Origin of the sequence: Brevibacillus daliensis (genome assembly GCF_021245735.1) — a bacterium.
In the GTDB taxonomy this organism is placed as follows: domain Bacteria; phylum Bacillota; class Bacilli; order Brevibacillales; family Brevibacillaceae; genus Brevibacillus_B; species Brevibacillus_B daliensis.
Genome location: NZ_JAJISB010000046.1, coordinates 14,670 through 41,270, shown reverse-complemented (window position 1 = coordinate 41,270; position 26,601 = coordinate 14,670). Strand labels below are relative to the sequence as shown.

Annotated in this window: 18 protein-coding genes and 2 pseudogenes; 18 read left to right on the top strand and 2 right to left on the bottom strand. The window is 36.5% G+C overall.

The window, feature by feature from the left end; translation table 11 throughout:
- The first annotated feature begins 412 nt into the window (after positions 1–412).
- From LM917_RS22905 to LM917_RS22825, 17 genes and pseudogenes are all read left to right on the top strand, one after another.
- Positions 413–1,864, top strand: a complete 1,452-nt coding sequence (locus LM917_RS22905; RefSeq protein ID WP_232700030.1) for a serine hydrolase domain-containing protein — start codon at positions 413–415, stop codon at positions 1,862–1,864.
- A gap of 556 nt (positions 1,865–2,420) precedes the next feature.
- The gene (locus LM917_RS22900) at positions 2,421–3,257 is read left to right on the top strand and encodes a TnsA endonuclease N-terminal domain-containing protein (protein ID WP_232700029.1); all 837 of its coding nucleotides are present in this window, start codon (positions 2,421–2,423) and stop codon (positions 3,255–3,257) included.
- Entirely contained in the window at positions 3,254–5,425 is a 2,172-nt protein-coding gene (locus tag LM917_RS22895) for a TnsB C-terminal domain-containing protein (RefSeq protein WP_232700028.1), read from the top strand. The genes LM917_RS22900 and LM917_RS22895 overlap by 4 nt, the downstream gene beginning before the upstream one ends.
- A complete protein-coding gene (locus tag LM917_RS22890) occupies positions 5,418–7,157 on the top strand; it encodes an ATP-binding protein (protein ID WP_232700027.1) in 1,740 nt (579 codons plus the stop codon). Before LM917_RS22895 ends, LM917_RS22890 begins: the two co-directional genes overlap by 8 nt.
- Positions 7,158–7,211: 54 nt before the next feature.
- Positions 7,212–9,068, top strand: a complete 1,857-nt coding sequence (locus LM917_RS22885) for a TnsD family Tn7-like transposition protein (RefSeq protein ID WP_232700026.1) — start codon at positions 7,212–7,214, stop codon at positions 9,066–9,068.
- A gap of 4 nt (positions 9,069–9,072) precedes the next feature.
- Complete coding sequence (locus LM917_RS22880) at positions 9,073–10,992, top strand: TnsD family Tn7-like transposition protein (protein WP_232700025.1); 1,920 nt, start codon at positions 9,073–9,075, stop codon at positions 10,990–10,992.
- A gap of 298 nt (positions 10,993–11,290) precedes the next feature.
- Complete coding sequence (locus tag LM917_RS22875) at positions 11,291–12,919, top strand: ATP-dependent nuclease (RefSeq protein ID WP_232700024.1); 1,629 nt, start codon at positions 11,291–11,293, stop codon at positions 12,917–12,919.
- On the top strand, positions 12,873–14,030 hold the full coding sequence (locus LM917_RS22870) for a UvrD-helicase domain-containing protein (protein ID WP_232700023.1): 1,158 nt from the start codon (positions 12,873–12,875) through the stop codon (positions 14,028–14,030). Before LM917_RS22875 ends, LM917_RS22870 begins: the two co-directional genes overlap by 47 nt.
- Positions 14,031–14,566: 536 nt before the next feature.
- On the top strand, positions 14,567–16,525 hold the full coding sequence (locus LM917_RS22865; RefSeq protein WP_232700022.1) for a KAP family P-loop NTPase fold protein: 1,959 nt from the start codon (positions 14,567–14,569) through the stop codon (positions 16,523–16,525).
- Positions 16,526–16,532: 7 nt separating this feature from the next.
- Positions 16,533–17,258 (top strand): Qat anti-phage system associated protein QatB, encoded by a 726-nt coding sequence (locus LM917_RS22860; RefSeq protein WP_232700021.1) that lies wholly within the window; start codon positions 16,533–16,535, stop codon positions 17,256–17,258.
- Positions 17,259–17,260: 2 nt separating this feature from the next.
- Positions 17,261–18,604 (top strand): Qat anti-phage system QueC-like protein QatC, encoded by a 1,344-nt coding sequence (gene qatC, locus LM917_RS22855; protein ID WP_232700020.1) that lies wholly within the window; start codon positions 17,261–17,263, stop codon positions 18,602–18,604.
- Between the two features lie 14 nt (positions 18,605–18,618).
- The gene (gene qatD, locus LM917_RS22850) at positions 18,619–19,368 is read left to right on the top strand and encodes a Qat anti-phage system TatD family nuclease QatD (protein ID WP_232700019.1); all 750 of its coding nucleotides are present in this window, start codon (positions 18,619–18,621) and stop codon (positions 19,366–19,368) included.
- Positions 19,369–19,401: 33 nt separating this feature from the next.
- Entirely contained in the window at positions 19,402–20,037 is a 636-nt protein-coding gene (locus LM917_RS22845; RefSeq protein WP_232700018.1) for a UCP028583 family protein, read from the top strand.
- Positions 20,038–20,175: 138 nt separating this feature from the next.
- Positions 20,176–21,282 (top strand): hypothetical protein, encoded by a 1,107-nt coding sequence (locus tag LM917_RS22840; RefSeq protein ID WP_232700017.1) that lies wholly within the window; start codon positions 20,176–20,178, stop codon positions 21,280–21,282.
- 222 nt (positions 21,283–21,504) lie between these two features.
- Positions 21,505–22,030, top strand: a pseudogene (locus tag LM917_RS22835) (prolipoprotein diacylglyceryl transferase family protein).
- A 120-nt stretch (positions 22,031–22,150) separates the two neighbouring features.
- Positions 22,151–22,966, top strand: a complete 816-nt coding sequence (locus LM917_RS22830) for an ATP-binding cassette domain-containing protein (RefSeq protein ID WP_232700016.1) — start codon at positions 22,151–22,153, stop codon at positions 22,964–22,966.
- Between the two features lie 4 nt (positions 22,967–22,970).
- Positions 22,971–23,675, top strand: coding sequence for a hypothetical protein (locus LM917_RS22825; RefSeq protein ID WP_232700015.1), 705 nt, complete (start codon positions 22,971–22,973; stop codon positions 23,673–23,675).
- Positions 23,676–24,331: 656 nt separating this feature from the next.
- On the opposite strand, the gene LM917_RS22820 is transcribed toward LM917_RS22825, so the two are convergent.
- A complete protein-coding gene (locus LM917_RS22820; RefSeq protein ID WP_232700014.1) occupies positions 24,332–25,087 on the bottom strand; it encodes a DUF4179 domain-containing protein in 756 nt (251 codons plus the stop codon).
- Complete coding sequence (locus tag LM917_RS22815; RefSeq protein WP_232700013.1) at positions 25,080–25,670, bottom strand: sigma-70 family RNA polymerase sigma factor; 591 nt, start codon at positions 25,668–25,670, stop codon at positions 25,080–25,082. Before LM917_RS22815 ends, LM917_RS22820 begins: the two co-directional genes overlap by 8 nt.
- 201 nt (positions 25,671–25,871) lie before the next feature.
- On the opposite strand from LM917_RS22815, the pseudogene LM917_RS22810 reads away from it, so the two are divergent.
- A pseudogene (locus LM917_RS22810) lies at positions 25,872–26,456 on the top strand (DNA alkylation repair protein).
- Positions 26,457–26,601 lie beyond the last annotated feature (145 nt).

Genomic DNA, 26,601 nt, shown 5'->3' with positions numbered 1-26,601 from the left:
TGTTCAAACTCTAAATTATTCGTTTTACAGGAATTCTAACGTGTCCCGTTAGCTTAATTAATTACCGGTGCAATTCTAATGGTCAACCTGCGTTTTTTTCTGCAAAATCGCACCAAAATTTACTCAAGTTTAGCAATACTAATGAATGTATCGATTAGATGATGGATAATAAATTAATGAACAAGGTATATATGTTGAGGATTACTTTCAGACAATTGACCCTTCTGCTGATGAAGCAGATGGGTCTTTTTGTGTTCCTAAAAATAATATCCATAAGAGTGTGAAGTTTACAATAGTAATCTGATCATTGAACATCTAGTATTAAATATAGTGAAATGACACATTTGGCGGATAAGGCGTACTACGGGTTGTTTATATTATCCTCGCATAATTTTTTCGAAATGGAGAGTTTATGAAAAAGACTATTGTTTTTGTATTAACGATACTTTTATTATTCTCAGGATTCGCAACACAAAGTTATGCGTCGTTGTCAGATACGCAATCTGCGGCAATACAAGCGTTGCTGGATGATGCCTGTCGTATATCAGGTGTGCCGGGAATGTCAATCTCAATACTTGCTGATGATGAAGTGTTCTACTTTTCTTCCGGGTATGCAGACCGTGAAAGTGGGTTGTCTGCAAGTGAAAATACACTATATGAGTTGGCCTCGGTCAGTAAAGCTTTTACCGGCATGGGTATTCTGCTCTTGGAAGAGCAAGGGCTGCTGTCAACGACTGACACTGTCCAAAAATATTTACCTTGGTTTACGTTAAAGTATCAAGGGAAACCTGTTGATGTGCAAAGCCTTACACTAAATAACTTTCTTCACCATACTAGCGGCCTAACAAATGGTAGGCATACTCAAAATATTCCACAAGGCAATACGCCAGATATGCTGCAAAAGACTGTGGAAATGCTGGTAGATGCTGAGTTGGCGTTCCCTCCCGGTGAACAGTATAACTATGGAACCGTTAATTATGACGTATTGGGTTTGGTTATTGAGATTGTGTCGGGACAAAGCTATGAAGACTTTATGAGGGAACAAGTATTTCAGCCGTTAGGTCTTCACCAGACGTATGTTTATAAAGAAGATGCTCAAGCCACCGGACAGTTGGCACAGGGCTACCGTTCTTCCTTTTTTATGACAACTCCATATAACGCGCCGGATTATTCCGGGAATAAACCCGCAGGCTACATCATTTCTTCTACAAAAGATATGGCGCGTTGGATGGGCATACAGATGGGTATTGTGCAGGACATACCCGAAATATTCCATACGGTTATCGAAAAATCACATCAGGGTGATATGTCTGTTCCGGCTGTCAACGAAATGTATTATGCGGCGGGCTGGTCGGTAAACGCCAACCAAACGATTATAGAGCACCCAGGGGGCAATCCCAATTTCGGAACCGAAGTGGTCATAATGCCAATTGAACGAACAGCCGTCTGCTTGCTGACCAACGGCGCAAATATCAATAGAAGCATGGTACTAAAAGTCAAAGATATATTAGACGGCAATCTAACGCAGTCATATGAAATAAGCGGCACACAGCTTTTGGACATCATTTTATCGTCTACCACAATTATTCTTTGCCTATTGGCCGTTCTGTTCTTTCTCTTAGGATTACGCAGAAGGAAAACGAATGAGCGGCAGCCAATGACAAAAAAGCGAATAATCGTAACAGCTATTTTGCTGATTGCTACGATTGCCCTGTGTATAATGTGCTATGCATTAGATTGGTCAACGATACTTATTTGGCAAACATATAGTGTTCTTACAGCTTTGATTTCGTCGGCATTATTAACAGCAAGCATTACATGGTTTGTATACACTCACCGATATAATGCCTCGCTCCGAAAATAAGCATTTTGTTCGTTCGCCTTATTGGATTATTGTGAAGTAGACATTTGATAACAAACAATGTTAGCACAAAGGGAGTGTCTGCACACTCCCTATTTTTCGCCGTTACTTATGATAGGGTTCAACGCAAATGATCTCAAACTATCCTGTTCGTTAGCTTAACATCGCCCCACCTATAGCATTAAAAGTTCTTGATATTATCAATATTTGTTTTAAATTATCAAACTTTATTTTAAAGCTACATGATATTCTTAATCTGCAAATTATTTTCAACATTATGTTTTTAGACACCCTCAATTTAAATCTTTTACAATCAAGCCAAGAAAAACTCATAATCTACCTTATTGGAATAACAACAAATTTGTTGGAGTAAAAATTACACAATTAAAGTTAGTGCAACTTTGATGTACAAAACAAAATATCGATTTAGCAATATTATTTTGTATATTAAGAAAAATATTGGGTATCAATGTTATTAAGCAAGAGTATACTAATAAACTTGAAAAAATTACATCAATGAATAAGGACTCAAAAATTTTATAGAAAGAATTGTACAGATATGGCTAAAAGAATTCGCTCGACAACATTGTCGGTAATTGAAAGAAGGCTTAAGGAAGGTAGAGGGACAGGACACTTCTCGGAATATAAACCATGGTTAACTATTCATGATGTCCCTTCTAAGGGTGTAGTCACAAGAATTTTTGGTTGGAAGAGTGGTAGGCTACACCATTATTTATCTGAACATTTTGAGTTGGCCCATCATTACCAGTTAGAGTGGTCTAGCAGTGTTATAGACATCCGAGAACAATTTCCGCTTTTACCATTAGAGAAGACACTGTTCATAGCAGAAAAATTAGGAATAAAGCATCCGATTGATCCAAAGACAAAACACCCGATAGTTATGACAACCGATATGATGTTAACAGTGAAAGGAGAGAGTGGTGTAGAATATATCGCGCATTCGATTAAGCCGATTTCAAAAATTAACAAGCGAGTATTAGAAAAATTGGAGATTGAGAGATGTTTTTTCAAGGATGCAGGTGTTACTTGGAGATTAATTACTGAGAAACAGATAAATTATGAGCTAGTTAGGAATGTTAAATGGATTCATTCTGCACGCAGTATTGAAGGATTTAGACAAATAACTCCAGCATTGATTGATCTGGTAACTCCATTGCTTTTCGAAGACATTAAGAAGGCAGAAAGACCTCTTGCTAAAACAACACATTATTTTGATCAACAATTGGAGTTAGAACCTGGAACGTGTATCCATATAGTAAAGTATTTAATTGCCAATCGTATATGGTTGGTTGATATGACTAAAAGAATTAACCCTACATTGGAGCCACTCAAAATTGAACGAAACTTATTTTCAGTGGAAGGTGAGAGATTATGAATGTATTTGTTAATAATCTTTTTGAGTATAAAAGGGATGAAACATTGTTAGAGTGTGAAAGGGTACTTTGGATAAATCGAAAGGAAGACATAGTCATTACTATCTCAATAATCAATGAAAATGCTCTTCCAACACGTAAAGAATTGTCGGTATTAGAAGAAGAAATAAAAGAAGGGAAAGTACTTAAACTAGAGTATGAACCTTTCTCAACCTTTATGGTTCCTGAAGACAAGCTGACAGTAAATGAGATTAAAATCAGAGAGAATGCTTGGAAATGCATCAAAGATATAGTTGAGTTGGAGCCAAACATATATGATCCCAAAGAGAGATATCAATTAATAAAGGAGGTATGTGCTAAGACAGGCAAAACAAAAAAATACATTTACAAATACCTCCGATATTACTGGAAAGGGGGAAAGGTAGAGAATGCTCTGCTCCCTAGGTTTCGAAAGTGTGGGGGAAAAGGGAAGAGAAAAAATCCTACAAAGAAAATGGGAAGGCCTAGGATCACAGTTGAAATTAATCCCGAGAATGCTGGAGTTTCTGTAAACGAGGGGATAAGAAAAATATTTGATGAATTTATTCAGTCGGTCTATCTAAAAGTAAATCGAAGGGATTCTGTGAGATTTACATACATCGAGATGCTAAAGAAGCGTTTCAATATAGGAGTCGAAATAAAATCAGGGAAAGAGATTCCGATCATCCCTCCCGGACACAAGGTTCCAAGTATTGCTCAGTTAAGATACTACATTCGAACCCAATACACCAATCGTGAAACACTAGTTGCACGTGAGGGCGATGTTACCTTTGAGCGTGACTTTAGACCGCTGCTTGGCTCAGAAACGAGAAAGGCTAGCGGACCAGGACAAATATTTCAGGTAGACTCAACTGTTGCAGATGTTTATCTTGTTAATTCAGATAATCCCAACCTAATTATTGGGAGACCTGTAGTTTATATCGTCGTTGATGTGTGGACGCATATGGTAGTCGGTCTATATATAGGTTTTGAAGGACCTTCCTGGCAGGGTTTGATGATGGCTATTGAAAATACAGTAGTAAATAAAGTTGAGTTTTGTGCAGATTATGGTATTTCGATTGAGGAAGAAGATTGGCCATGCCATCATATGCCAGAAACATTTTATGCAGACCGAGGTGAGATGGAGAGTAAATATGCTGACTCTTTAGGAAGAGCATTGGGTGTTAAACTCAAAAACGCACCTCCTTATCGAGCCGATCTGAAAGGCATAGTAGAACAACAATTTCGTACGCTGAATGTAACGGTTCAACCATGGATGCCAGGTGCAGTTAAAAAAGAGTATATTAAACGCGGCGGTCCTGATTATGTACTCGATGCGAAATTGACGCTTAAGGATTTTACAAAAATGATTATCGAAACGATTCTTCACCGAAATAATTATCATTACATGGAATATTACCCTCTGGATAAAGCTATGGTACGGGATAATATTAAGCCGATTGCAAGAGAGTTATGGTTTTGGGGGATGGCACATGACCATTACCTCAAAGAAGTACATCCGGATATAGTGAGGTTAAATGTTTTACCTGAAGCGAAGGTAAAGGCTAGTCGAGAAGGTGTTTTTTTTGAGGGTATGTACTACGGATGTGATGAACTTATTCAACAGGGATGGTTTGTACAAGGGAAATCTATTAAAACCGTGATTGCGTATGATCGGCGTTGTATGAACCATATATATGTTAAGTCAAAAGATAGTAAAAGTTATATCAAATGTAATTTGCTTGATAAATCTTCTCGATACACCGATTTAAGCCTAGAAGAAGTAAAAGAGCTTCGACATGAGGCGAAACTTAATCAAGCTATGTATAAAGATTTCATTCAACTTCAAAAGGAAGTTGAGTTGAGTGCGAAGCTAGAGGATATCAAACTAAGAGCAGAACAACGAATGGAGAAACAACGTGATTTCTCATTGACCAAAACAGAAAGAAAAAAAGGTATTCGAGAGAATAAAAGGGAAACTCGTGATCAGTTACGTAAGAAACAAAGCTATGAACTTGGGAATATGGCATATTCTTCAGAAGAAAGTCAAAAAGAAACGGACAATGCAATATCTCTTATAGAAACCTATAAACCTATTTCAAAACTTGGCTTACTCTCAAGTGTTAAAGAAGGTAGGAATAAAAATGGCTAAGAGAGTTCAGTTTGAGTCAATGTATCAGTATACACCGAGTCTAATAGGGCGACAAGTTGAAGCAAAATATATAACTCAAGAGATTCTAGGGTATAAGGATAATCCATTTATTGAGGCGCTACCTCCAATATTTGAAGAAGTCTATGTGGCTGCAAATATTGGAAAGTATCCAAGTTACCACGATGAGCAACGTAAACTCGGGAAGCTAACTAGATTGCATCTTGTTCAACAGATTTCAGATTACGTTGAGCCACTACAGGCACATTTATTAGTTGAGCAACGTTTATCCAGGTTAATTCGCCACGGTTATAAGGCGAGAAATCCATTTGCCGCTGAAAGTGTAAGGCAGTATCACATTGGATTTAAGAATATCCTTCATGCTGGAATTGATGAGGAAGGATTAAATTTAGCTGGTGTCAGATCCACAGCTGCTGGTTTCGCTATTCTCGGAGTCAGTGGCCAAGGGAAAACAACCGCTATCGAAAGTACACTACTTTTGTATCCACAAGTTATCCACCACACAACATATAATGATCAACCGTTCTTACGAAAACAACTTGTGTGGCTCAAGTTGAACTGTCCGTTTGACGGATCATTAAAAGGCCTATGTTTAAACTTCCTACAAGCAGTTGATTCCCATTTAGGTACAAATTATTTTCAAAAATTCGTCTCTAAAGGCTCTTCTGTAGATATATTAATTCCGGTAATGGCCCATATAGCTACACTTCATGGACTAGGGACACTAGTAATCGATGAGATTCAAAATCTAAGTTTTATGAAAAGTGGTGGAGCTGAGAAAATGCTCAATTACTTCACCCAATTGATTAATACAATAGGGGTACCGGTAGTCTTAATTGGGACATTTAAGGCTATGAAGCTACTTTCAGGTTCGTTTAGTCAAGCACGTAGAAGCACTGGACAAGGTGATTTGATAATGGACAGGTTAACAGAAGGAGAGGAATGGGATTACTTTATTGAAAATCTATGGGGCTATCAATGGACTGCGATAAAAACTCCTTTAACTCCACCTATCAGAAAAATGATGTATGAACTTTCACAAGGAATAATAGATATTGCAGTTAAGCTTTATATGCTAGTTCAATGGGAAGCAATAGGGAATGAGGAAGGTGAAGAAAAAATAACCTTAAGTTTGCTAAAGTATGTAGCAGATCGTCATATGCAGTTAGTTCAACCACTCCTTAAAGCATTGAAACGTAAAGATCCAAATATTTATGCCCTTGTTGACGATCTTTATCCGAAATGGGGTGAGCTAGATCAGTTCTTGCAAAAGTCTACTGAAAAGATCAATATGCAAGGTGAAATCAGAACAAAGATGATTCGCCACGAAAAAGTGGAACTAGACCAAAAAAATTACATTGAATTGGTCAAAACGGCAATCGACTTTGGTGCCAATTCAGACGTAGCCGATGAGATTGCCCGAAGGATATTACAAAATAACGAGGTGGATTGCGATTTTGTAGAGTTGCGAAAACAGGTAGTACGTGAAATTAGTAATAATACTGGAGAAGCGAATGCAGCTTATTCAACTGAAATAAAAAGTAGTAGCTCAGAACGTAAAACGAGAAAGAAAAAAACCTCTGCTGTCCGAGATGAAGGTGATTTAAGAAATGCAGTTCAGAACAAGACAGATAAAGGTGATACTATCTACAAAAAATTAGTCGAAATGGGGAGTATACCTACTGAAGATGAACTGAACAAATTAATCAAATAAAAATATAGGGTCACGTAATAAATTGCAAAGTACTATTGGGAAGGAAAGATTCTATTGCTATCCCATTTTCCTGTGTTATTTCAAGATGAGTTGCTGTATAGCGGAATTGCTAGATACCATTTGATATCCGGTAATTCATCACAGAAACAAACGATTAATGATTTATTTGGTGATAAATCCTCAAGTGCAACAGTAGATCTTCCAAGTAGTTTGAAACAATTATCTCAAAGATTGAGAGAACATTACTCGATAGATACATTAATCCGAAAACATACAATTTACCCATATTACACTGCTTTTTTAACGGAAAGAAAAGCTGTAGACATATACAACCTAATGTCAGGAAGCTCCTTGTGTGGAGAAGTTCATGTTACGTTAGGATTGTCTGCAAGCCTAATTAAGTCACCGAGATACTTAAAGTTCTGCAAAGTTTGCTATAAAGAGAATATTTTACAATTTAACGAGCCTTATTGGCATCGTTCACATCAATTACCAGGAGTATACATCTGTCATATACATAAATGCCCGCTAACTGAAACGGAGATATTTTTTACTACCCGGGAACGACAATTTGAGTTTGTTCCTTTAGTAAAGTTGGATATAGATCAATATAGGGATATAAAAATTAACTTAAATTATTGGGATCATTTGCTGATGATCTCAGAACAGTCAGCAAGATTGATGAGTTTACAAAAAATAGGTATGGAACCCTTAAAAAGTTATACAACAATGCTCAGTAGTAGGCGATATATTACACCCGGCGGGAGATTTCGGTTTGTAAAACTCATTCATGGTTTTTATGAATTTTACACTGAAGGCTTTCTGCAATATTTAAACTGCACGATAGATTCGAGTGATTCATGGTTCCATAAAATGTTGCGAGGACAACACGAGATCTTCCATCCTTTGAGGCATCTGCTTATGCACAAATTTTTGGATTTAGAAATAACTGAGCAGCTACCTAAAGCTAAACTACCTTTCGGAAAAGGACCATGGCCTTGTTTGAACAAAATAGCCGAGCATTATGGAGAGCTAATAATTGATCATTGCACAGTAACGAGGTGCTCGAAAACGGGACTGCCAATTGGGACATTCAGCTGTTCTTGTGGGTTTATTTATTCAAGAAGTGGGCCAGATAAAACGCATAAGGATATAGTTAGAATTGGTAGAATCAAACAATTTGGACATGTATGGAATATAAAATTTAATCAGCTATATAGACAGAATATGTCTTTGCGGGCAAAGGCTTCTTTATTAGGTGTGGATCCAGGTACGGTGAAAAGAAAGTACGATCAACTGGTACTTATGTCCACCAATAAAGAAAAGATAGACACAAAGCAGGAGTTATCAACTCGTCGGGAACGGTTTATGGTCTCCGTCAAGGAAGCAAACCTTAATAATATTCCTATTCGGAATTTGAACGCTAGAGACTACTTATGGTTATATCGTCATGATCGAACATGGTTACTCCAGGTTATTTCCGATAACAGAAGAGAATCTTTTAAGCGAAGTTCAATTATAGATTGGCAAGAGAGAGATAAAAGATTTCTACATGATATTAAACAGGCAGTTTTTATGATTAAGAATGTAATTCCACCTCAACGGGTTACAATGGCAGCAGTGATAAGAAATATTAACAGGGTTGTCCCTGTAGCACTGGATAAATGTCTAAATAAATTACCAGAAACCAAGTCGTATTTAGATACACAGATTGAAACCACTGAACAATTTCAAATACGTCGTTTAGAATGGGCTGCTGAAGAAATCAGTAGTAATAATCTTAAGATTCAGGGGTGGAGATTGTTAAAGGTTGCAGGAATTAATAAGCCACTTCGAAAACGAGTGGAAATAAGGTTCTTTAAGTTAATTAATGGTAAGGACAGTTTCTTAGAAGTTAATGAAGGAGGATAATAGTGTGATTTCTATTGGGTATTTTCCAACACCATTACCTAATGAAGACTTTAGAAGCATACTATATCGTTATCATCTTTGTTCACTTAATCCAGAGCTAACAGACACGAATAAAGAGTTGTTTGACTCAAAAACAGAATTTACAGTCTTCCCTAGAGGGCTTGAAGTAATGTTAAGAAAACTGCCTTTGTCTTACAAGTTCACTGTTAAATCAATCATTAACAATTACACGCTTCTACCATTACTTCTTCCTTTTATTTCTGAAAGACGTAAGGAAGAGGTTCTAAATGATATTTATTATGGTGGAGGGTTAGCAGAAAGTTGCGTTGGAAAATTGGTTGGTAATAAATATGGGAAGAGTGTCTCTGATCTTATTAAATACTGTCCCAGTTGTATGAAAGAAGATATGAGTAATTATGGTTGTTCGTATATTCATCGTGAGCATCAAATTGCATTTATTTACTATTGTAATAAGCACTCAGTAAAATTGATTTCACATTGTAACGACTGTGGTGTGGAGCTAAAGTATTCATCAGTAACTGGTAAGTGCAAAAATGGACACAGGATAGAGTATAGAAATAATAATGACGATGATGATGTATTTGAGAAAAACTTGTATCAAGATCTACACTTTTTAATCAGTAATTCAAATAGTATAAGAGTTTGGTTAATTAAACAAAGGTATTTAGAATACCTCAGTTCAAGAGGATATCTGGAGTTCGAAGGTAAACGTATTAGACGAAAATTATTCATTAGAGATTTTACTGTTGCCTATACACCTGAACAGTTTACACGATTAGGAATAGATGTTGAACATATTACTCAACGGAATACGTTAGAGAGGGTCTTTTGGGGTGATCTCATGGTTATCAATCTCCCTCTGATTCTCCTGATCATTCGATTTTTAGCGGGCTCATTGGAGAATTTCATTTTAATAGGAATTCCGTATTCCTGTGAAATCCCTTTTGGAACAGGTCCATGGAGTTGTGAAAATAAACATTGTCCTAGTTATAAGAAAACGACAATACATAGATGCAATCGTGTAGACAAAGGATTCGGTAGAGTGAGTTGTACATTTATGTGTGAGGACTGTCAAGTTGGTTATGTTATAGAGTGGAAATTGAGAACAGTGGCAAAGGAAAAAAAGCATAAGAAAATTATATATTCAAATGAAAAAGAAGATCTAGTGATCCAATTTTTAGAGGAAAGAAGACCATACAAAGAAATTGCTGAAAAACTATATTGTTCTGTGGACTATGTTAAAAGAGTGGGAAAAGAATACTTAAAACAACAAAAAACAGGAGTGTTAAGTACCTACAATGAAGTGGCTGCTACCATTGAAATTAACCAAGATAATTTTAAGAAAAAGATATATCGCAGGGCATTACAGCAAGTATTAAATGATTATCCAAAACTTAATAGGTATCAACTTAGTTTAAAGTGTAGGACAGCATATATGTGGTTGAAGCGTAATGATTCTATTTGGTTCGAACAGCATCTTCCTCCTTCTAAATCAATTAAAAGGTTTGACTGGAAAGAAGTAGATGAAGCATTGGCAATAAGAGTCAAGGAAGTGGCCCAGCAATTGAAACTATCAAATCCTAGTACGCAGGTGAGAAGATATACAATAATGTCAGCTCTTTCCAAGAATGAAAACGGTAGACTGAAAAATTACATACAACATTTGCCAAATAGCAATCAGGCACTTATAGAATGTGCTGAAACCAAGGAACAGTATCAAATAAGACATTTACCGGCATTAGTCTGGCAACTCAAAACTTACTATAATTATGGAGAGGTAACAATAGAATCAATTCAAGCATATCGAAGGTCTTATCGAGGGATAACGGATGAATTTAAACATGTACTTAGGGAAAAATTGAAAGAAATTAATGAACAATGGGATGCAGTTAATTATAAATGAAGCTGTATCTCTCTAGAATTCTATTTTAAATGATATAATAAATTTGATATTAAACCTGTGGATTTGAAAGGGATTTCGCATAAGTTGTGGACACATAGATGACTCCGTAACATAGAGGCATCCAAATAACCTAGCTTTGATTTTCAATCCTCACAATATGCCAACTGAAGTGAAAGGCTTGTTTTTCCCAATTAATTGATATCAATAAACTGTCTGTTGAAGATATAAACATGTGACTCGTAGAAGGATTAATATAAATAAAAAATGGTTGTACAGACAAATTTGAGGAGAATGTATTGTGAAAATAAATAAACTATATATTAAGAATTATCGAATGTATACAGGTGTGTGGATAAAACTGAACAGTGGTTGCAATATTTTTGTCGGCGATAATGACTCTGGGAAAAGTACCCTGCTTGAGATAATTCAAGTGCTTTTAAGTGGAAGAATAAATAATTTATCGTTTGAACGCCAATTAAAAGCCTCCTATTTTAACTATGCAACTCGTTCTATTTTTAAAGAAACTATTGCCGATCCCTCTAAACCAATCGAAGAACTGCCTTCTATTATCGCAGAAGCCTATTTTGAGAATGATGGTAATAACACTGAATATAAAGGAACAAATAACGAGCTTGGAGAAGACTGCCCGGGCATTCGTATGACTGTAGAGTTTAACCCCGATTTTGCAAAAGCATTTCAGGCCATGTTAAAAAACGGGGAAATTTATGATATACCGGTTGAATTTTATAAAATCAGTTGGAGAGATTTTGGTGACAACCCAATTGTTTTTAGGACGTTTCCAGTGAAGGTTTCACTGATCGACACTACACAAAAAGATTATGACTCAGCAGTAAACAAGTTTATCAATTCACGAATTACTAACAATTTATCTGAGGATGAAAAAGTACATCTAGCTAGGGCGTATAAGAAAATGAAACACGAATTCAATAACAATCCAAACGTATTAGCCCTTAATGAAAGGTTGGCAGTAGAAGAAAAACTTGACGATAAAACGATTAAGTTTGGTATGCGTGAAGAAGCGCTGGAATCTTGGATGAATGAGGTCTCAATTGACGTTGAGAATATTCCCTTTGAGGATATGGGGTTTGGTACTCAGAACTTAATTAAAATGGAATTAGTATTCAAACAAGATACAGAGAAATCTAATGTAATACTGTTTGAGGAGCCTGAAAATAACTTAGCGTTTGGGAATATGTCACGCCTAATATCAAAAATAAATCAAGACGAGAATAAACAGGTCTTTATTTCAACTCACAGTAGTTATGTAGCGAACAAATTAGGACTGAAAAACATAACCCTTCTGTATAAAGGAAATATAAGTCAATTAGATGCTGTAGACCCTGATACTATGAACTTTTTTAAAAAGTTGCCTGGTTACGGTACTGTCCGTTTTTTATTGGCAGATAAGGTGATATTGGTTGAGGGGCCGACTGATGAATTAATTGTTCAACGCGCTTACAAGGATGTTCATGGAAAGTTGCCAATTGAAAATGGAATAGATGTCATTACAGTGGATTCATTAGCATTTAAAAGATATTGTGACCTAGCCATTTTAGTAAGGAAGCCCTTACGAATTATTACAGACAATGATGGGAATGTTCAGCGGAATATCTCTGATAAATATAAAGAGTACACCGAGAAACATAGTGATTTGATAGAAATACATTATGAAACTAATGAATCGCTTCACACAATTGAACCCAGTATTTTAGCCGTCAATTCGGCTGAATTAGAGGTCTTCAACAAGTTTAAAAGGGTTATTTCAAAAAGAAATTCGATGGTTAATAAAAATGTGGTAGAAGTAGAATCTTTCATGATTGACAATAAAGCAGAATGGGGATTGAGGGTATTTGACTCAGATGAATGTATCGAATATCCCACGTATATTAAAAATGCAATACGATAATACATTAGTTCTTGCTTGTGCCGGCTCTGGTAAAACATATGGTATGTGTAATGATGCAAGGTCTTTAACTGTGGAATCTACTAAGAAAGTTTTGATGTTGTCTTACACGCATAAAGGTATTTACTCTATAAAGAAAGAATATGCGAAACAAAATAATGGTGTTCTCGATAAAAATGTTGTTATAAGTACCTGGTTTCAATTCATTCTAAAAGAATTAATCAGACCATACCAGAGAAGTTTTTTGGGGGAAATTAGCCAGATAAGATCTTTTGATTTTTCCAGTATGTACGGTGTTGATTATGCGAAAAAAAATACGACATCTTATTTTTTAAATAGAAATAATGATGTTAAAGCCAATCGTGCTTCCGAGTTTGCACTTTTATTAAATAAATTATCCGATGGAGCTGTATTAAAAAGACTTGAGGACACATATGCATGCATCTATATCGATGAGTTACAGGATTTAGTGGGGAAAGATATAGAACTCCTCGAATTACTATTCCTTTCAACTATAAAAATTTATTGTGTTGGTGACTATAAACAAGCGACATTAAAGACTCATAATCCGAAATCTGATAGAAAAAAAGGTGGTATGAATGTTTTCAGTTATCTTGAGACTTGCAGAGATTCACATCGTATTAACATTGTTAAAAATAATACCTCCAAACGATTTGTTTCTGATATAGCAAATTTTGCGAATTTGGTATACCCAGAGGACCCGATTATTGGAGCATTAGAAGCCGAAGAACCGTACATCGGGGTTTTTCAGATTCTTCAAACTGATGTACATGCTTATATTCAGCACTTAAAACCAAATATCTTAAAATACGATATCAAGACGCCAACCTTAGGGTATCCATCCCTAAATTTTGGTGTCAGCAAGGGGATGACTTTGGAACGTGTTTTAATATTCCCTAATAAACCACTTTATTCATTCTTGTTAGATCCCAGTAGTCGATTGAAAGCTCCAGATAAATATTATGTTGGTGTCACGCGGGCAAAGTATAGCTTGGCTTTTGTGGTTGAGAAGCTCAAACCCAACAGATATTTTTTTGAAGATATTATCAATTTAGATGGTAATAACGTTAGAGTTTTAAAGTTCAGAATATAGCCCTACAAGACTTAGAGTATTGTATTGGAGAAAGAAATACAGATGGCAACCTTTTGCCTAATATATAGTGAAGTAGGGGATTATTTGTTGAACAATCGCAACGAAACATTGCTTCGTTATTTCTGGATTCCAATATTTCATCACCGTTTATTGTAGGATTTATTGTTTCAATCCATATTATCTACATAACCACTAATAATGAATTGGATCAGTTTCTACGGTACCATAATTGGGGGACTATTAACTTATTTAGTATTTTATCAGAATGCAAGGTATCGGCAATCAGATAATGGCTCAATCGGACGCAAATAATTGGAACGGCAGCAACAAGCTGAAGATAAAATAAATATCACTGATTAAATGTCTGTCCCTACATAAATGAATATGTTGGGATAGTAAGCATTCAATCAAATATACAGTTTTTTATTGATTACCATAACCATCCTGGTGGTTACGAGTTTCACTAACGAATTAAGGGTTACACTATTCAGCTCTATTAGGACGCTCGATACTAATAAATGTAGAGGTGCACTGCAATGTGGTCAGATAATGAAACTTCTCAGGACTTATTGGGTTTTAAAGTCCATGTCGACTTAATAAGATCAGTTGTAACCAATCCTAAGTTACTACCTGTTACATTAGGAGTTTTTGGGGACTGGGGTAGTGGGAAAACAAGTATTATGAAAATGTTAGAGCATGATTTAGATCCCGAAAATTATCCTCCAGACTCACCTGAAAAAGAGAAATATGAAAAAATCGCAGTTTTATATTTCAATGGTTGGCTTTTTGAAGGATATGACGATGCAAAGTCTGCGTTGCTTAGCTCAATCTTATTACAGCTTGGGGAGCACAAGAGATTTGGACCTATAATTAAAGAGAAAGTTGCCGGACTACTAAAGTCTGTTAATTGGATGCGTGTAGCAAAGTTTGGTGTAAAAGAAATTGGTATGCCTGCACTGGCAGCATATATAACGGGCGGAGCAAGTATTGTACCAAGTTTAATGGGCTCTGGTAAAAAAATATTTGAATCAATTCTGCCGAAAAAAGACAATGAAGAGGCAGGAAAAGAAGGGAAATCAAAATCCGAGATTAATTGGGAGGAAATGATAAGGGAAGATAAAAGCGAAGCAAGCGCCATGGATGTACGAACATTTCGTCAGGACTTCGAAAAGCTGCTTAAAGAAACAAATATTGAATCCTTGGTCGTATTAATCGATGATTTAGACAGGTGTTCGAACGAACGCATCATAGAAAATTTAGAAGCAATCAAATTATTTTTAAATGTAGAAAGAACAGCATTCGTTATAGGAGCTGATCCTCGGATAGTACGTCATGCAATCGAGGTTAGGTATTCGCAAATGAAATTCAAGGATGAGCGAGACCCTACCGAGGCTTCAGAGAGACTTGTAACCGATTACTTGGAAAAGTTGATACAAATTCCGTATAGACTGCCAAAGCTATCACCGGCTGAGGTGGAAAGCTATATGGCACTATTGTTCTGTGCTAGGGACATTGAAAATGAAACTTTACTTGGTAAGGTTCACAAGGCTTGCGAGGATCAGAGGTGTGCGAATCGTTATTCCGTATTCGGATACGCTGCCGTGAAAGAAGCATTTGGCGAGAACGAACTTCCGGCTACGCTAAGTGAGAGTTTGATTTTCAGTTCCAGCATTGCTCCGCTCATTACTGAAGGACTTAAAGGAAATCCAAGGCAAGTTAAGCGATTTTTAAATGCCTATTTTCTAAGAAAGGAATTAGCAAGAGTTGCAGGACTGCAAAGCATCCGGGATGACGTTCTGGTAAAATTGATGGTCCTTGAATACGGACACTATAAGCAGTTTATGGATTTATTCGAGTGGCAGGCAAAACAAGAAGGAAGGTCTAGCGAGTTAAAGCAGTTTGAAGCGATTTTGGCACCACCTGATGGTAATGTCGATATTGAAGAAGAGGTTAAAAAAATTGATTCACAATGGTCTTCTTCTTTTATGCGCCGTTGGATCGCTATGGAACCGTTACTGAGTGAGATAGATTTGAGGGATTATTTCTGGGTAGCGAGGGATAAGCTGAGTTCAACTTTATCCGGGGTATCTATGATACCACCATTTGTAAGGGCCATACTTGACGACATACTTTCTTCAAATGCTGGAAGAATGGGACGCGCAGTTGATTCTACGTTGAAGCTCAACGCAGACGAACGCATTCTACTGCTAAATCAGATTGAAAAGCATATCCAAAGGAATCCAGACCAAAAAGTTGGTTACGATGCATTAAGGGGACTAATAGAAAAGGGTATCGTTGAAAGTGTTGAAGTTCTCACTCGTACATTATTAAATGTGCCTGCGGATACTATCCCACCCGCTGTTGGTAATGATTTGACAGCCTTACTGATAAGTAAATCGGAACTGAGAGAGCATTTTGAACCTGTATTAAAACAATTGAGATCGACCGAGACAAGAGTCGGCCGAGCTTTAAAACCTATTGAAAGAAAGAGGTAGAGACTGGATGGGCACATCTAAAGGTTATGATGCACCTTCAACTCCTCAATGGGGAGATTTGAAGGGGAAAGTCTCGAGGTTGGCTAAAGAAGGTCGCCCAGGCTTTGATAACTCCAAGCAATTAGTGGGACAGTTTATTCGTGCTAATGGTGGGTCACAAGGTGTGGCAAGAAACGGCGGCATGGGTGCTAAAAGCGCACAGGCCGTAGCGAGAAACTTAGGTTCTTTTCTTTCATTAGTTAACCGTGTTGGTCTCTACGAAGCATTGAAGCAAACGGGACTAGAGTATTTAAAAGGTAAGACCACATCTGATATTGTACTTTCACTTATTGACTATTTCGGAGAAGATGCAAGTACTATTGATCAAGTAGATGCTAGAAATGCCCTTTCTCAACTTATGGATGAGGTATTCAGTGAGGCTGAAGGGATCGATGGTATTGGTCAAATATTAGAGGGGTGTGCTCAACCTGACAACCTTACCGAGATGTTGGAAAGGTTTTTTGGTTACTATGTTTATCAACAATTTTGTCGGTCCTTTTACGAAAGATTGGCTTCTAAAGTTGGTAATTCTCAAGCTGATGCCTTTCTCAATGATATATTGGATTATATTAAATCCGAAATAACAGTTTTAGCCCTTGACAGAGACATTACACAGGTCGATTGGAATGGACAAGAAGGCGAAACAATTTGTGTTCAAGTGTTAGAAAAAACACTAGAAGTGTTCGGAGGTTAGGCATGATAAACGTAACGGTAAGTGCGGTGGAGAAAACCAAACTCGAACTAGCGAAAGTATCTATTCATAATACTGATACTGAGGAAATCTGTAATCTCGATTTTGATTTTAAAACAGTATACCAAAGATGCGGGATTCCAAACTTTACTGTCTTAGATTTCTTGTTTATGGCTTCTGTGTTCTATGCCACAGATAAATTTGTTAGAAGAAAGACAACAGATGATAAATGGACTCGTAGTATTAAGATTAAAATTCCTGTTTATGAGTTGCCGAGGTGGCAAACTGTAAAAGAAAATTTGGATAAGTGCATGTCATTTTTGACTGGAGACATTTGGAATATTGAGTTTTATCTTAATACTTTACCTTTACATAGACCAACTGAAAGAAGACGTCCTCCAAGGCGAGTCTTGCCACGTGTGCAAGCAGACTTGGTTTGCTTATTCTCGGGTGGATTAGATTCATTAGTTGGTGCTGTTGACTGTTTGGAAAGTAATACACAGGGAAGTATTTTATTGGTCGGTCATTATGATGGGCAAGTAAGTGGACCTAAGACAGATCAAAGCAATCTTTTCAAACATTTGCAGCAACAATACTCTAATAGAATCGATTCCTTACAAGTTAGGGTAGGTCAGAACCCCTCAGGTAAGGAAACAACTTTCAGAAGCCGTTCCATTTTATTTCTCGCCATAGGCATCTACGCAGCAGCGAGTATTGGCGAGGATATACCATTATTAATACCGGAGAATGGGACAATCGCTTTAAATATACCTCTTACACCGTCTCGAAGAGGAACTTGTAGCACGAGAACTGCTCATCCGAATTATCTGAGAATGCTTAGTCATATTCTACAAAGTGTCGGGATATCTAATCCAATATTAAATCCGTTAGGTATGAAAACAAAAGGAGAGGTAATTAGCCAGTGCAAAAATCAACAAGTATTACAAAATGCTATTCCTGATTCAGTGTCCTGTGGAAAAAGTGGACATAAATCCAGTTGGATTCGAAGAGATGCAAAAGGTTGTGGGAGATGCGTTCCCTGTATCTTTAGAAGAGCATCATTACATGTCATTAATGCAGACACTGAAAATTATGGGATTGATATTTGTAGTGATGAAATTGATTTGACGAGCAACAAAGCCTCTGTTAATGATTTTAGGGCTGTGTTGGCATTTCTGGGGCATAACTATAATATTGAGGAAATCAAAAGATTATTGCTTTCAAGTGGCGTGTCTATCGAAGAAATTGAGGAATATTCAAACCTTGTTTTTCGAGCGATGACCGAGGTTAAGGAACTTATTAATGACAAAGGAACGACTGGTATTAAACGATTGATTGGTCTTACGTAAGGATGTGAAATAAAATGATAGATGTTCATTGTCACATAGATTTGTACAAAAATCCCTATGTGGTAGCAAATGAAAATGAAAACAGGGGTATTTCAACTATCGCAGTTACAAATTTACCGAGTCACTTTGAATTGGGGTATTCTCATCTCAAAAATTTCAAATATATTCGAGTGGCCCTAGGCTTACACCCACTTTATGCAAATAAACATACGCCCACTGAAATGAAAAGATTCATTGATTTTGCGAAAACGACATCATACATTGGCGAGATAGGACTAGACTTCTCACGAGAAGGTATTACTACAAAAACAAAACAAATCCAAAGTTTCAGTCATGTGTTAAGTCATATCAGTGATAGACCTCGATTTATTACGCTGCATTCAAGGAGGGCTGAATCTACAGTTCTGCAAATGCTAGAAGAGTTTTCAATAAAGGGAGCTGTTTTTCATTGGTATAGTGGTTCATTGTCCTTACTAAAAGAAATTATTGAAGCAGGTCATTACTTCTCGATTAATCCTGCAATGATTCAATCGTCAAATGGATGTAAAATTATTGAAAAGATCCCGCAAGACAGACTATTAACTGAAACTGACGGACCGTTTGTCAAAATTGAAGGTAAGATTATTACATCTCAAGATATATCGATAGTTCTGAAATACTTGAGTTCGCTTTGGAATTGTTCTTATGAAGATGTTGAGTTGCAAATAAAAAAGAACTTCAACAAGATTTTGCTCCCAATCAAACAGTATAGTAAAGGAATCTGATTTATTGTAAGTATAGGAATATAGGGAAATGAGGTGTTTGGGATATTTCTATGTAGATCATCAGAGGTCAGAGAGAAGCTGGTTCAGGAATATGATATCAAACCCATTGCTCATGTTCGATTGTTAAATGGGCAAGAACGTCGAAGTTGTACTAAGGACTTACTTACTGATAGCTATTATTGCTTCTCTTATAGAGCGAAAAATGGTGATGTTGCAGGAACCTTTTTATGCGGTACCTATGCAGCAAATCATTTTCTTGAATTAATTCATCATCCCAAATTAAAACTTTTTGACCCACTAGCATCCGAAACTACAGGAGCGGAAATAAGCGAAGGCACCAATAGAAATGCAGGATTCAATGATACATGGCATCCAGCTGCAAAGCAACTGTTTAATGCTATTAACCTGATAGTTATATGTTGGGGACAGGCTCCTGGTGGTGTACTGCAAAAAATTAAGGACGAAATTGAGAGATATTACAAACGTGAGCCACTCCCTAGGCAAATTAAAGCAATCAACACGATTATTTCAAGGGACAGGGGAGGTCGCTCGCTTCAACAAATGCTTGATGAGTTGCGGAACAAAAATAACAAGATGCGGAATTTTCGCTTCGATTTATTAAATGAAGCTCTAATTAAGTCTAAAATTGAAAAGTCTTTTTTTGGGTAAGCACTGTGAGTTCATTGGTATACTATGCCATGTCCGTTTTTTTCTTAAATTGCCCTTTTCTCGCTAACCTTATGTTTTCATTTGCAAATCTGTAAAATTATTGTGTTTTTTTTATGATGTATGTGAGGAGTGTTGCAATTGAGCCTTCCAGTGAAAGGATATTCCGATGGTGGGTATGAAATAAAAGTGTTTCCCGATGAATATTATTCTTGTAAAAATATTACGCCTTCAGCGTTAACATCGTTAACTCTAGCGTTAAAAGGTTTTTTTAATACCTATAATACACTTCACAGTTTTAATTACAATTTAAATAACTTCACAGAATCGCAAGAAAAGCAATTATGTGAAGTTAGCGAATATCATGGGAATTACCTGCAAACTATAATACACTTTCACCATTTCATAGAATTATTAATGAAGGATGCGCTAAGATTTCATAGTGATAATTTAGCTAACAAGTTACGAAAGAGTACTGTAACAGGTACTGTAACAGAAACTGAATTACTTCAGTATCTACGTGAGGGAAAAGATATTGATACAATAAAGTTTACTAAAAGGACAGTTGAATACAAAGCTTCTGTAAATAGAATTTTTGCATTACCAAGGAGCTCCTTTAAAGACATAATAATTAAGCATAAGGACGCAATAGAAGAAATTAATATACTAAGGAACAAATTGATACATCAAGGAGCATATTTTTTACCCTACAGGAAACTGGATCAATTTATTGTAAGAATGATTCTTCCGCTAGTTCAAGATTTACTTTATAAATGTGAAGAGCTTTGGGATGGTGAAGAATTAGTAGAATATTGGAGATATGATAACGATTATGCCGATATTGATCCAATTGAAGAACTAATTAATATATCAGAAGAGAAGATAATAGATCATAAAGCAATTGCGTTTTATAAAGCAGTTGGATTAGCACTTTATCAAAAACCAGTCGGCAATCTTCTAAAACGATTTTATGAAGAAGATTTAATAAGGCAATTTTATGATATTCAGAATAAATCCAACAAAACTTGTTTTGTATGTAGCTACGACACTCTTTTTCTTTATCCAGATATAAATTATTCCGCTCCACATGAACTTAATAAAGGAGAGCATTGCTTTAAATCGGGTAAGGCAATTTGCACTAATTGTGGTTTTAAACTTTATAATGATGTAAGCGAACCAGTGGATTATGGAATAAACGAAGAGGAAGGGCGTATTTGGGAATATACCCATTTGATAGAGGTATACTAAAAATTATTGCGGTTTCTCACTTTCTTTTCATGAGGGTTTTTAGCAGTTCCACACTTTCTTTTTTTTGTGTTTATCATGTGCCGTGGCAAACTCAATAAAACCAACAAAAATGGTTTCAGAGTTTATTATCACCTGACATGTTGTTGTAGATTTTAAATAAAGTCACACCGTTTATAAAAAAGATGCGCCGTTTTTCCCCTTTGGATATTATTGTCTAAAGGGGTGTTTTTATGTCCAAAAGAAAAAGAACATCCTCTTGGCCCTATTGAAGTCCGGTGGTACGGGATTATTATGGGAATTGGCATCGCCCTTTCTTGGATCGTAATGATGAGAGAAGCGGAGAGAAGAGGATTAAATAAGGATTTATTTGCAGATTTAATGCTTTGGGCCATTCACCTTTCGATTGTTTCAGCCCGATTTTATTATTAATCAAATGTATATTAATGGTACTTACTATCAACCTGCCTTCTTATATGAATCCATCTGGAATTTTATAGGATTTGCTATTTTGCTTGTATTAGGAAAAGTAAATCTGCGGCGTGGTGAGCTTTTTCTATCTTATGTTATTTGGTATTCAATCGGTCGCTTTTTTATCGAGGATCTACGGACAGATAACTTAATGCTTACAGAGCATCTAAGAATGGCGCAAACAATTTCAATTTTGCTTATTATCATTTCTGTCATTTTGCTTATTTTTAGAAGGATAAAGGGCTATGCGAATGTTCGTTATTTAGATAACGGAGCCTGAATTTAAAAAGTCTGGAATTGTTTTCGAATAAAATTGAGAGTCCAGAACTCAGGGTAATAGCTCTCTAATTTGCCAGAGAATTTCCGTAAGTAAAATATAGGAAAATGGAAGAGGGTATTCATGAAAATATTTGAGGCAAATAAAGTTTGCAAGAGGATAGATGGAAGAGTGCTTATTAATGAAGTCTCTATAAGTATATCACAAGGGGAAAAGGTGGCGATCACTGGGAAAAATGGTTCAGGAAAAAGTAGCTTGTTGAAACTTATCGGTGGTATCTTTACAGAAACAGAAGGGCAAGTGAAGCGACCTCGAATTAACATTGGCTATGTCCCAGAACACTTTCCCGAAAATATCCGATTCAAAATACATGATTATTTAATGTTAGTGGGTAAAATGTCTTCTAATTTGGATGAAGGAATTCTAAAAAGAATTGAGAATTATGCTGAACTGTTTGCAATTACAGAATTCCTAACTACCCCTTTAAAAAATTGTTCAAAAGGGACAAAGCAAAAGGCCGGAATAATACAGGCATTATTAAATAACCCTGATTTATTACTATTAGACGAGCCGCTAACTGGGTTAGATGATAAGGCAAAAATTGAACTTTTGAGTCAGCTAAATTCACTCCAAAGGGATAAAACGATAATTTTTACCGCACATGATCCACTACTGATTGAAAGATTAGCCGATAGGATTTTAACTGTAGAGAGTGGAAGAATTGTCTCTGATTCTACAACAATCAAAAAGGAGAAAGTAAGAATTATAAGAGCAAAAACCCCCAATAGAGATATAGTAGCAGATATTCCGTGTATTAGGCATGAATTTGTAGGGGAAGATTCTGTTGAAATAATTGTTTCAGCTAAAGAGTCTGATAAGATTTTGAAGATGTTGCTTGAACGGGGATGTTCAATATTTGAATTAACAGAGAAGAGGTAGTAAGTTGTCAGCTTTTGTCCGTTATCAATTAATAAGCTTTGTTCGATCATTAAAGTTTATCCCACCTGTTGTTATTTTTTTGGCATGGGTATTTATTTTTTATTCCTATAAAGGTGTGCCGATCCTCAGTAGTTATGCAGTAACGTCTATTGCAATGTACTTGATCATGACATGGATTACGATGTCCATTTTTACATTGGATGAAGAAAGCGAAAAGCATATATTAATCTCTCATCTTAGAAGAAAAGTGAATTACTTATTTGGTAAATGGATAACTATCCTGATAGTGATGATCCCTTTACTCTTGTTTGCTATCTTTTTCCCGATCATTACGGGAAGCTTCAAAGGATTTATGTCGATCAAGTTATATATTTATACATTTTACAGCCACTTTGTCTTCTTGGCATTTGGGATATTAGTCGGAACGCTATTTTCAGCTACTAAACTTGCAACAAAAAAATACGCATGGCTTTCATCCGTATTTATAATCGTAGTTTCACTTTCTTCAAAACCAATAATTAAAATGATGGCATTTTCCAAATGGATTTTATGGATATTTCCCCCTGTGTTTAAGGTGATTGAGCATATGGAAGGTGAAGATCAATTACTAATAAATAAACCAATAATATTCGATAGTGTTTTTGTAGTTGTTTATCTAATCATCGGAGCTATCATGTTAGTTCCTCTTTTTTTAAAAAAAGAAGGTTAGCTGCAGTACTATCTTTTGAACACTAATAAAGTCTGATCATACATACAATCTTCAATTAAGGGCGCAAATGTTGAAGATTGCAGTTAGAAAATGATCAAACTTTTTTATAAAAATTGTACAATACTTCACAAAGAAAGAATCGTTTTGATCAATCTTTTTTCAAAACGGGTTCTTTTAATTTAACGTAAGATACGGGTTTGTGGGGTATTTTTGATCAAACTTTATTTTAAGGCTACAGTTGTGAGTTATAATAAATACTGACACCAATTATAACGAATTTTGACACCAGCTTTTAATTATATTTGACACTAAATTATTAATCCTGTTATGACAAATCATTGTCATAACAGGATTTTTTTAATCTAAACTTTCAAAAAGTTTTTACATAGTTTATGGATGAAAATTACATATTATGTTAAAGCGATCATAACTTCTTTTATCAAATATTGTCATTTTACGTCAAAGAAATTCTTGGAGGTTCCTGTGAATTGGAATAACAAAAATTGGGAAGGAGAAGGTAAACTGTTTTATCCAAAAAGAAAAGTAGATAACAAAATAAGCTGTCGCTAAGCCCTGATTGACAGAAAAAAACGCCGGAATCCTGTACGCTAAGGATACCGGCATATTAATACTGTTTTGGCGCATTACTCAATCCGTCACATATCCTTTGGGGTTGGTGCCTTCTGTTTGTCGATTAGGAGTTGGCCTTCCCAGCTTCCCTTAGTTCCACCGATGCGATTCACATTGACGTGCAACATCATCTGCTGCGGCAACTTATGACCAACCGTCACGAATGCGATAAGACCCTCCGGCTTGTCTTGGTCCGCGATCCCTGTATCCAGCCTATTGCCTTTAGAATCCGTAAGGTAGAACGGCAGGTTATCAACGTTAGGAGTACCGAAAAAATTCAGTACATTAAAGCCTTTCTGTCCAGGTACACTATACTGGCCATTCTCCTTGCCGTCAGTACGTATATTCAAACCTTGGGTATCAAATTCATACGGTACTAACTTTCCATCATCCTTTTCGACTCGGTAATGCAGAAGTACCTTGGAATCTTCTGCATACATCTCTGTGAAATGAATAGTCACACCTTGATCCGAAATTTTGTAATCAATCGGCATAGTGAGATCTTCCGCGGCGGCCTGTTTGACTTGGTTGTCCACCAGGCCGTTCAGATTTACATTGCTTTGGCTAAAGTAGGAGTTGTTAAGCGCGAACACACCTGTCGGGATCAGAATGGCAGCCGCTAAGCTGAAAGCTAATATTTTTTTCTTGAGTGTCATTTGAGAGTTCTCCTTTTGGGCGTAATATTGGATAAAGTCTTGCCGAATCCGTTGATCCAGCTCATCTGGAACTTGAATCTCCTCTACATATCTCGTCAATACTTCGTTTAAATTTTGTTTAGACATTTTTTAACGTGACCTCCATCACCAAATGAGTACCGAATCTTTGTCGAAGTTGCTTCAACGCCAGGCTATTTCGTGACTTGACGGTACCGACCGGAATTTGTAGTAACTCAGCAATTTCTTCGTTGCTGTAGTCGAAGTAATACTTGTATAAGACTACAACACGCAATTTATAGGGAAGCTTACCGATAAAACCAATCAACTGCTGCTGTACTTCGCTTTGGATCATAAACTCATCGGGGAGCTCCGGAGGACGACGCTCTTGAAGCATGTCGTGCTTTTGCCACAAGCGGAACCTGCGCCACACTTGCCTTCGCCAATTGTTGATTTGATTGATAACGATTCCGTTCAACCAATACGAGAAAGAACGTGAACGGTCAAAGCTCGGCAGTGATTTGAACATCTGGCAGTAAACTTCGCTCACAATGTCATTCACGTCTTCCTTATTGCGAATCAGCATCGTCACCGTGGCATATACTTTTTTCTTCGTAAAACCGTATATGACCTCAAATGCCGCCTGATCTCCTTCAATAAATCGATCTATCCATAGATTTAATTCTTTATCATTCATCTGAGGGCCCTCCAAACTGTATACAACCCTATATTGGCTCCATCGTGAAAAATGGTTCAATTTTTTTAAAAGATCATTGTTATAAAATTAGCTTAACGAGTTCCGTTGAGAGTTGCATTGTCGGTTTTTGGGAAAGTGAACTTGTTTTAATGAGGAAGTCGTATCGGTAGCTCAATAAAAGGTATTGTGCTGTTTCGTGGGCGCTAGGAGGAACTAGTGTGGTTTGCCACAGGGAACTACTATGCAATGTACTTTGCAGGCATTATTGTAGACCCAAAAGCCATGACTGAGTATGATTATGATCGTTGGATGGATGCGGCGTATTTTTATATGCTGTCCGATTTTGTAGTAGCCGTAACTTTATCATAGTCAGATATTGCACAAGAAGTTGCTGATAAATGGATCGCAAGCGGTGATGAGCTGAGAATGCCGGCGGGCTGGAGTTGCTACTGTTGGCTTTTAGGGAATCGACTAGACGTTGAATTTTCAGAAAGCAAGATTTCCGATATGCCTGACATTGTGAAAAATACGATTCACGATTCGCCAGAACGAACGAAATCAGCTATGAATAATTTTCTATACACCGTGGGGATTTCATATTTGCCACTCCATGAAAAGGCAATCGAGACCGCAAAGGCAATAGGAACAGTAGAAGTCAAACGGGACAAGAAAAAAAGCAGTTTCCTAAATGCTTACGAAAGAATTCAAAAAGAAGTCGATAAAGGAAAGCTTGGATTTAAACGCAAGTATGTAAGATCAGCCTCGAATCGCGAACGATCTTCAATTATCCAGGGGCATTGATACAACAAGAATTTATCGCTATTTTTGTTGAAATTCTTAAATTAACGGTGCAGGATAGTATCAATTACGGTTAACCCTATCATAAGTAGGTTACATTATTTAGTAGAAATTGAATTTTTTATTGAACTAACGGAGCAGTTTAGTC

Excerpts from the sequence above, each read along its gene's own strand:
- LM917_RS22860 (WP_232700021.1), top strand. The coding sequence starts at position 16,533 with ATGGGCACATCTAAAGGTTATGATGCACCTTCAACTCCTCAATGGGGA.
- LM917_RS22905 (WP_232700030.1), top strand. The coding sequence starts at position 413 with ATGAAAAAGACTATTGTTTTTGTATTAACGATACTTTTATTATTCTCA.
- LM917_RS22820 (WP_232700014.1), bottom strand. The coding sequence starts at position 25,087 with ATGTCTAAACAAAATTTAAACGAAGTATTGACGAGATATGTAGAGGAG.
- LM917_RS22865 (WP_232700022.1), top strand. The coding sequence starts at position 14,567 with ATGTGGTCAGATAATGAAACTTCTCAGGACTTATTGGGTTTTAAAGTC.
- qatC (WP_232700020.1), top strand. The coding sequence starts at position 17,261 with ATGATAAACGTAACGGTAAGTGCGGTGGAGAAAACCAAACTCGAACTA.
- LM917_RS22900 (WP_232700029.1), top strand. The coding sequence starts at position 2,421 with ATGGCTAAAAGAATTCGCTCGACAACATTGTCGGTAATTGAAAGAAGG.
- LM917_RS22870 (WP_232700023.1), top strand. The coding sequence starts at position 12,873 with ATGAATGTATCGAATATCCCACGTATATTAAAAATGCAATACGATAAT.
- qatD (WP_232700019.1), top strand. The coding sequence starts at position 18,619 with ATGATAGATGTTCATTGTCACATAGATTTGTACAAAAATCCCTATGTG.
- LM917_RS22895 (WP_232700028.1), top strand. The coding sequence starts at position 3,254 with ATGAATGTATTTGTTAATAATCTTTTTGAGTATAAAAGGGATGAAACA.
- LM917_RS22890 (WP_232700027.1), top strand. The coding sequence starts at position 5,418 with ATGGCTAAGAGAGTTCAGTTTGAGTCAATGTATCAGTATACACCGAGT.
- LM917_RS22830 (WP_232700016.1), top strand. The coding sequence starts at position 22,151 with ATGAAAATATTTGAGGCAAATAAAGTTTGCAAGAGGATAGATGGAAGA.